We start from the raw sequence: 7973 nt of genomic DNA on the forward strand, positions 1-7973 counted from the left end.
GAGACCGTAGCCCCGCGGCGCCGCAGGCCAGCCCGAACGCGCCGGTGACGACGGCGAACCAGCCGTCGGCGGCGATGAGCGCCTGGGTGGAGGGGTCGGCCAGGACCGGGCCCCGCGCGGTCACGACGTACGGCGGGCGCGGGGCGAGGATCGACCACAGGACGCCGGCGACGACTCCGAGCGCCGCCAGGGCCAGCACGGTGACGGCGAAGTCGCGCGCGTGGCGCAATCCGCACCTCCCCACTATGTGATGCTCTGCCCGATGTTACCGAGTCATCCGGGGTCATCCAGTTGTCTAGACCAAAGCACCGGTTCGAATCCCGTTACTCTGTCCAGGTGAACGAAGAGGTATGGCTGATCGAGCCCTCCGGCCCGCTCCGCGGTGACGTCGAGGTCCGCGGGTCCAAGAACGGCGTCTCCAAGCACATGGTGGCCGCCATGCTGGGGTCCGGCGAGAGCATGATCCAGAACGCCCCCGACGTGGGCGAGGTCGGCATCACCGCGCAGATGCTGCGGGCGCTCGGCATCGAGGTGGAGATCACCCCGCGCGAGATCGTCGTCGCTCCGGGCGCCGAGATCAACCCGCACGTGCCGGCGGCGTTCACCGGCCTCAACCGGATCCCCATCCTGATGCTCGGCCCGCTGCTGCACCTGGCGGGCGAGGCGTTCGTGCCGCTGGTCGGCGGCGACCCCATCGGCCGGCGGCCGGTCGACTTCCACGTCGAGGCGCTGCGCGCGATGGGCGCCGAGGTCGAGGTGACCGACACCGGCATCCACGCCAAGGCCAAGCGGCTGCGCGGGACCCGGATCGAGCTGCCGTACCCGAGCGTCGGCGCCACCGAGACGATCCTGATGTCGGCCGTGCTGGCCGAGGGCAAGACCGTGCTCAAGGGCGCGGCCACCGAGCCGGAGGTCGTCGAGCTCGCCCTGTTCCTGCAGCGCATGGGCGCGCTCATCGAGCTCAGCCCGGACCGGCGCATCGTGATCGAGGGCGTGGAGAAGCTGCACGGCGCCTCCACCTGGCTCAACGGCGACCGGATCGAGGCGTTCTCCTACCTGGCGGCCGGCCTGATCACCGGCGGCCAGGTCCGGGTGCACGGCTGCCCGCAGGACCGCCTGGTCACCGCGATCACCACGCTGGCCAGGATGGGCGCCCAGCTGGACATCACCGACGACTACCTGTCGGCCTCGGCGCCCGACGGGCTGCGCGCGGCGGCGGTGCAGACCGACACCCACCCGGGCTTCATGACCGACTGGCAGACCCCGCTGATGGTGCTGTTCACGCAGGCCAAGGGCATGTCGGTGCTGCACGAGACGGTCTTCGAGAACCGGCTGGTCTACGTGCCGGCGCTGCAGAAGATGGGCTGCGAGATCGAGGTCTTCGACGTGTGCCTCGGCGGCCCGGCGTGCCGCTACCACGACACCAACGCCAAGCACTCGGCGGTCGTGCGGGGCGTGTCCAAGCTGCGCGGCGCCGACGTGACGCTGCCCGACATCCGGGCCGGCTTCTCCGCCGTCCTCGCCGCCGCGGCCGCGGAGGGCACCTCCACGCTGCGCGGCGTCCACCACATCGAGCGCGGCTACCACCGGCCGTTCGAGCAGTTCGCCTCGCTGGGACTGCAGATCAGTCGAGAGAAGGTGCAGGACGGGTAAGGATTCGCGATCGGGGCGTTTGGGGGTGATCATCCGATCGCACCTTACTCTCTGTGACATCGCGACGTGACCGGAGAGACGACGACGCCAGGCGCGGCCCCGTCGTGTGCCTGTGCGTCCTGGCGGTCTGTGGGCTGCTCGCGGGGCTGCTGACGACGGTGGCGGCGCTGCCCCTGGTCGGCGCCGCGGACCTCGCGGCGGAGCAGGCGGCGGGCGTCTTCGCCGATCTGCCGTCCGGGCCGCGGGAGGACCCGCTCCCGGAGCGCACCGTGCTCCTGGACTCCCGCGGCCGCCCGTTCGCCCAGTTCTATACGGAGAACCGCACGGTCGTGGGCCTGGGCGCCGTCGCGCCGGTGATGCGCAAGGCGATCGTGGCCGTCGAGGACGCCCGGTTCTACGAGCACGGCGGCCTGGACGTCAAGGGCACGCTGCGCGCGCTGATCACCAACACCCAGGCGGGCGGAGTGCGGCAGGGCGGCTCCTCCCTCACCCAGCAGCTCGTGAAGAACATCCTGGTCGCGAACGCCGAGACGGACGCCGAGCGGGCCCGCGCCCAGGCGCCGAACCTGCGGCGGAAGATCACCGAACTGCGGTACGCGCTGGCGCTGGAGAAGAAGTACACCAAGCCGGAGATCCTGGAGCGCTACCTCAACATCGCCTACTTCGGCGCGGGGGCGTTCGGGGTGGAGGCCGCCGCCCGGCGGTTCTTCTCGGTCCCGGCCTCCCGGCTGACCCTGCCGCAGGCGGCGACGCTGGCCGGGGCGGTGCGCACGCCGTACGGGACGGACCCGTCGCTGGGCGAGCGGCAGCGGCGGCGGCTCAAGCAGCGCAGAGACCTGGTGCTCGACCGGATGGCCGAGGTCGGGGCCGTCACCCCGGCCGCGGCCCGCGCGGCCCGCAGGACTCCGCTGGGTATCCGCCTGCGGCCGGAGCCGGGCGGCTGCGCCGCGAGCGCCTATCCCTACTTCTGCGTCTACGTCCACCGGGAGCTGCTGACCAACCCGGTCTTCGGGCACACCCGCGCCGAGCGCGAGCGCCGCCTGTCCAGGGGCGGCCTCGTGCTCCGCACCACCCTGGACCCGGTCGCCCAGCGGGCGGCGGAGCGGGCCATCCGGACGCGGGTCTCCCCGGCCGACACCGAGGTGGCGGCCGAGGCCATGGTCGAGCCGGGCACCGGGTGGATCCGCGCGCTGGCGGCGAGCAAGGAGTACGGCCGCAATCCCGGCGACCGCAGGAACGGCCCGCGCACCACCTTCAACCTGCCCGCCGACGTGGCCCACGGCGGCGGGATGGGCCTGCAGGCCGGCTCCACGTTCAAGGTGTTCACCCTGGCCACCGCGCTGCGCCAGGGCTGGAGGTTCGGCCGGGGCTTCGTGACCCCGGGCCGGTTCGTACCCCGCCAGGGGTTCACCGACTGCCGGGGCAGGCCGGTCAACGACCCCCGTGCCAGGGTCTTCAACGCCGACGGCGGCGGACGGGGCGGGGCGTTCAGCCTCTCCACCGGCACGTGGAAGTCGGTGAACGTCTTCTTCATGATGCTGGAGCGGCGGGTCGGCCTCTGCCCGGTGGTGCGGACCGCCAGGGCGCTGGGCGTCGCCCGGGCGGACGGCGCCCCGCTCCGGGAGGTCCCGACGTTCACCCTCGGGATCAACGAGATGGACCCCCTGACGGTCGCCGGGGCGTACGCCGCGTTCGCCGCGCGGGGGCGGTACTGCCGCCCGGCGGCGATCACCGCGATCATCGACAGGGACGGCGGGCGCGTCACCGTCCCGCCCACCTGCCACCAGGCGATCGACCGCGGGGTGGCCGACGCGGTGAACCGGGTGCTGAGCGGGGTGTTCAGCCGGGGCACCATGCGGGGCCAGGGGATCGGCCGCCCGGCGGCGGGCAAGACGGGGACGAACAACGGGTACACCTCGGCCTGGTTCGCGGGCTACACCCCCCAGCTGGCCGCGGCGGTCAGCGTGGGCGACATCCGCGGCTCCTACCGCCACCCGCTGCGGAACGTGGTGATCGGCGGCCGGTACTACGGCAGCGTCCAGGGCGCCTCCCTGCCCGGCCCGATCTGGACGGCCTCCGTGTCCGCCGCCCTGCGCGGCCGGCCGGCCCTCCCCTTCCCCGCCCCTGACCTGAAGCGCTTCGGCGGCGGGAGCATCCCCGGCTACGTCCCTCCGTCGGCCGAGGGCCCCCGGAAGCGGGGGGGCGGGGCGGGGGCGGAACCGCGCCGGGACCTGGCAGCCGCCGGGGCCGCTCCTGGAAGCGCGACCGGCAGTGGCAGCGCCCGGACCGTGCGCGCAAGCGCGACCGCGGCTGGCAGCGGCCCGGCCGCAGGTGGCAGCTCCCGGACCGGCCGTGGAAGCGCGGCCGGGGCTGGCGCGATCCCGACCGCTGATCCCTCGGTGCCCGTCCCGAAGTGCAGAGGCCCATTTTCTGGGCAAAGGCCGGTAAATCTTTGGCAAATCTGCGCACTTCAGGGGTGATCACCATGGCGGGTCTCGCGGAGCCGATCGCGGTCGGCGTCGAGGAGGAGTTCCACGTCATCGATACCGGGACCCGGCACCTGGTCCCCCGGGCGGGGGTGCTGCTGGAGCAGTTGCCCGGGGACCGCTTCACCCACGAGCTGCAGCGTTCGGTGGTGGAGGCCAACAGCAGGCCCTTCGTCCGGCTGGAGGACCTCGGCCACGACCTGACCGCGCTGCGCCGTACGGTGATCCGCGCCGCCGACGGGGTGGGCCTGGGGATCGCGGCGGCCGGGACCGTGCCGCTGGTGGACCTGGAGGCGCTGAAGATCTCCCCGGACCCGCGCTACGAGCAGATGCTCGCCGACTACCAGCTGCTCACCCGCGAGCAGCTGATCTGCGGGACCCAGGTGCACGCCGAGGTCGCGGACCGGGACCTGGCGGTCGCCGTGGCCCACCGGCTGGCCCCCTGGCTGCCGCCGCTGCTCGCCCTGAGCACCAGCTCGCCGTACTGGCTGGGGTCCGACACCGGCTACGCCGGCTACCGCCCGCTGATCTGGCAGCGCTGGCCCACCGCCGGGCCGGTGGCAGCCTTCTCCTCCGCCGCGGAGTACGACCGGGTGATCGGCGAACTCGTGCGGTCGGGGGTGATCAGCGATCCCGGCATGGTCTACTTCGACGTCCGGCCCTCGGCGCACGTGCCCACGGTCGAGCTCCGGCTCTGCGACGCCTGCCCCCTGGTGAGCGACATCGTGCTGATCGCGGGGCTGTTCCGGGCGCTGGTGGCCCGGGAGCTGGAGGCGATCGCGGACGGGACGGGCGGCCGGGTCCGGCTGGAGATGGTGCGCGCCGCGACGTGGCGCGCGGCGCGCTCGGGGCTGGAGGGCGAGCTCGTCGACCCGGCCGACGGGCTGCCCCGGCCGGCCGCCGAGGTGGTCCGGAGCATGATCGAGGGCTTGCGGCCGCAGCTGGAGGAGACCGGCGACTGGGAGCTCGTCACCTCCCTGGCCGACGAGGCGCTGGCCAGGGGCGGCTCCGCGGCCCGCCAGCGCGCCGCCTTCGCCCGGAACGGCCGGCTGTCCGACGTGGTCGACCTCGTGCTCGCCGAGACGCGTTCGGAGGAGTGGGAGGCCGCCTTCGGCGGGCCGTCGCCCCGGATGCGCACCAGCCTGCTCGACGGCTACGAGGCCCCCGGGGATGAGGTGGTCATCGAGGGCACGGTGCGCGAGCCGTACCAGCCGGTCCTGCGGGTCCTGGACCGCCTGGGCGCCGGCGGCCTGCGCGCGCGGGAGGAGCGCCGCGACCGCCACCAGCACGAGCACGGCATGACCTTCCAGGTGGCGGGCGAGGACGAGCGCCGGATCCTCCCCTTCGACCTGGTCCCGCGGCTGGTCCCGCCCGGTGAGTGGGACGCGCTGCGGCAGGCCCTGCCGCAGCGGGTGCGCGCGCTGGAGGCGTTCCTGCACGACGTGTACGGCGAACGCCGCATCGTCGCCGACGGCGTGCTCCCCGCCTGGGTGGTCGAGGAGTCCCCCGGCTACCAGGAGGCCGGGCGGCGGGTGCCGCGCGACGCCGTGCGCTGCTCCGTGGCCGGGCTGGACCTGGTCCGCGACGAGGTCGGCCGGTGGATGGTGCTGGAGGACAACCTGCGGGTGCCCTCCGGCCTCGGCTACGCCGTCGCCAACCGGCGGCTGATGGCCGAGGCCCTGCCCGAGCTCGTCCCCGGCGGGGGGTTCGCCGACCCGGCCGGCGCGCTGCGCCTGCTGCGGGAGACGCTGGCGGCGGCGGGCGGCGGCGGTTCGCCGTCCCTGTCCGTGGTCTCCGCCGGACCGGGCGACTCCGCCTTCTACGAGCACCGGATGCTCGCCGAGGAGCTGGGCGCGGCCCTGGTCGGCCCGGCCGACCTGCGGGTCCGCCACGGCCGCGTGGAGGCGGCCGGGCGCCCGGTCGACGTGCTCTACCGCCGCATCGACACCGACGAGCTGCTGGCCGCCCCCGCCGGGGAGGCGATCCTGGACGCGGTGGAGCGCTCGGCGCTGGTCCTGGCCAACGCGCCGGGCAACGGCGTCGCCGACGACAAGTCCCTGTACCGGTACGTGCCACGGCTCATCGAGTACTACCTGGGCGAGCAGCCGCTCATCGGCAACGTCGCCACCTACCTGTGCCGCGACCCCGCAGACCGCCAGGAGGTGCTGGACCGGCTGGCCGAGCTGGTCGTCAAGCCGGTCGACGGGTTCGGCGGGCAGGGCGTGGTGATCGGCCCCGACGCCTCCCCGGAGGAGCTGCGCGACGTCCGCGAGCGGATCCTCGCCGCCCCCGACCGGTGGGTCGCCCAGGAGACGGTCCGGCTCTCCACCCATCCGGTCTTCGACGGGGAGCGGCTGAGCCCGCGCGTGGTCGACCTGCGGGCCTTCGTCTGCCTCGGCGAGACCGCGCAGGTGCCGCCGGCGGCGCTGACCCGCGTCGCCCCGGCCGACAGCATGATCGTCAATTCCTCGCAGGGCGGGGGCGCCAAGGACACCTGGCTGCCGAGGGGGGCCTGATGCGCGGAGCCGGTCGCCGACCGCGACCTGCCGCGCGCCCGTCCCGGGCCGGCGGGTCCGGAGCGGGCGCGGCGGCGGAACGTCAGCGCTTGACGCTCGGCCACCGGAGCGGGAAGTAGGGCCGGGACCACGGCGCCCCCTCGGATCCGGAGGACCGGGCGGACCTGGCGGACTCGGAGGGCCGGGCGGACTCGGAGGTCGCGGCGGACTCGGCCGCCGGCAGGTCCTGGTCGCACAGGGCCCGGAGCATGTGGGCCGCGAACGCGGTGTCGATCGGGTGCGGCAGCGGGTTCCCGTTCTCGTCGAGCCGGTTGTACTTCATCAGGTTGAACCCGATCGAGAGCTGGCGGCGGCCGTCCGCACCGCTCAGGGAGTAGGTCCCCATCCCCCACACCCCGCCGCTGTGCCCCCAGAACCGGCCGCACGGCAGGTCCATCGCGGCCAGTCCCAGACCGTAGGCGCTCATCCCCCACTCCGGCGGCACCGGGACCGCGGTCAGCAGCTGCTCCTGCTGGGCGGGCGGCAGGAGCCCGCCGCCCAGCAGGACGCGGTAGAACCGGTTGAGGTCGTCCATGGTGGACACGAGCGCGCCCGCCGTACCGGCCCAGGACATGTCGTAGACGCTGTAGTCGCGCGGCGGGTCGATGAGCCCGTAGAGCGACTCGTACGCCTTGGAGTGCGGGCCGGGGAGGTACGGCGTGGCCGGGAAGAAGGTGTCCCGGAGCCCGGCCTTGCGGATCACGTGCCGGGTGATGTACCGCTCCGCACCCGTCCCGGTGACCTTCTCCAGCAGCAGCCCGGCGATGACGTAGTTGGTGTTGGAGTAGGACCAGTTCTGACCCGGTTCGCCGGTGGGCGGCGCCGCCAGGCCGAAGGCCACCAGTTCCTCGGGGCGGAACCGGCGGAAGCGGTTGTCGTCGAGGCTCTGCGGCGAGTTCTGCATGAGCGAGGGGAAGGCCCCGGGCGCGTAGTCGCCGATGCCGCTGGTGTGGTTGAGCAGCATCCGCACCGTGACCTGCTCACCGCGCTCCCCCGGGACCAGGCCGGGCAGGTAGCGGGCGACGGGCGCGTCCAGGTCGATCCGCCCCCGCGCGACCTGCTGGAGGATCGCGACCGCGGTGAAGGTCTTGGTGACGCTGCCGACCCGGTGCCGCATGTCCGGGCGGACCGGCCGGCCGGTCTCCACGTCGGCCACGCCCGCCGCCCCGGCCCACTCCGAGCGCCCGTCCCGCACGTCGGAGTAGACGCCGTACATGCCCGCCGCGCGCATCGCGTCCAGCGTCTGCCGCAGCGCCGCGCGGTCGAGGCCGCCGCGGGC

General features: G+C 74.2%; 4 protein-coding genes and 1 pseudogene. 3 read left to right on the forward strand and 2 right to left on the reverse strand.

The window, feature by feature from the left end:
* Positions 1–229: pseudogene (locus ACWJ6R_RS25495) on the reverse strand (hypothetical protein); the annotation flags it as partial.
* A gap of 107 nt (positions 230–336) precedes the next feature.
* On the opposite strand from ACWJ6R_RS25495, the gene murA reads away from it, so the two are divergent.
* The 3 genes from murA to ACWJ6R_RS25510 are packed head-to-tail and all read left to right on the forward strand — an operon-like array spanning position 337 to position 6655.
* Positions 337–1653, forward strand: a complete 1317-nt coding sequence (gene murA / locus ACWJ6R_RS25500; RefSeq protein WP_449064662.1) for a UDP-N-acetylglucosamine 1-carboxyvinyltransferase — start codon at positions 337–339, stop codon at positions 1651–1653.
* 53 nt (positions 1654–1706) lie between these two features.
* A complete protein-coding gene (locus ACWJ6R_RS25505) occupies positions 1707–4133 on the forward strand; it encodes a transglycosylase domain-containing protein (RefSeq protein ID WP_449064663.1) in 2427 nt (808 codons plus the stop codon).
* A 5-nt stretch (positions 4134–4138) separates the two neighbouring features.
* The gene (locus ACWJ6R_RS25510; protein WP_449064664.1) at positions 4139–6655 is read left to right on the forward strand and encodes a glutamate--cysteine ligase; all 2517 of its coding nucleotides are present in this window, start codon (positions 4139–4141) and stop codon (positions 6653–6655) included.
* Positions 6656–6737: 82 nt separating this feature from the next.
* Here ACWJ6R_RS25510 and ACWJ6R_RS25515 read toward each other — a convergent pair.
* A partial coding sequence (locus tag ACWJ6R_RS25515) for a serine hydrolase domain-containing protein (protein WP_449064665.1) occupies positions 6738–7973 on the reverse strand: 1236 nt, incomplete at its 5' end.

Source organism: Planomonospora algeriensis (genome assembly GCF_977012225.1).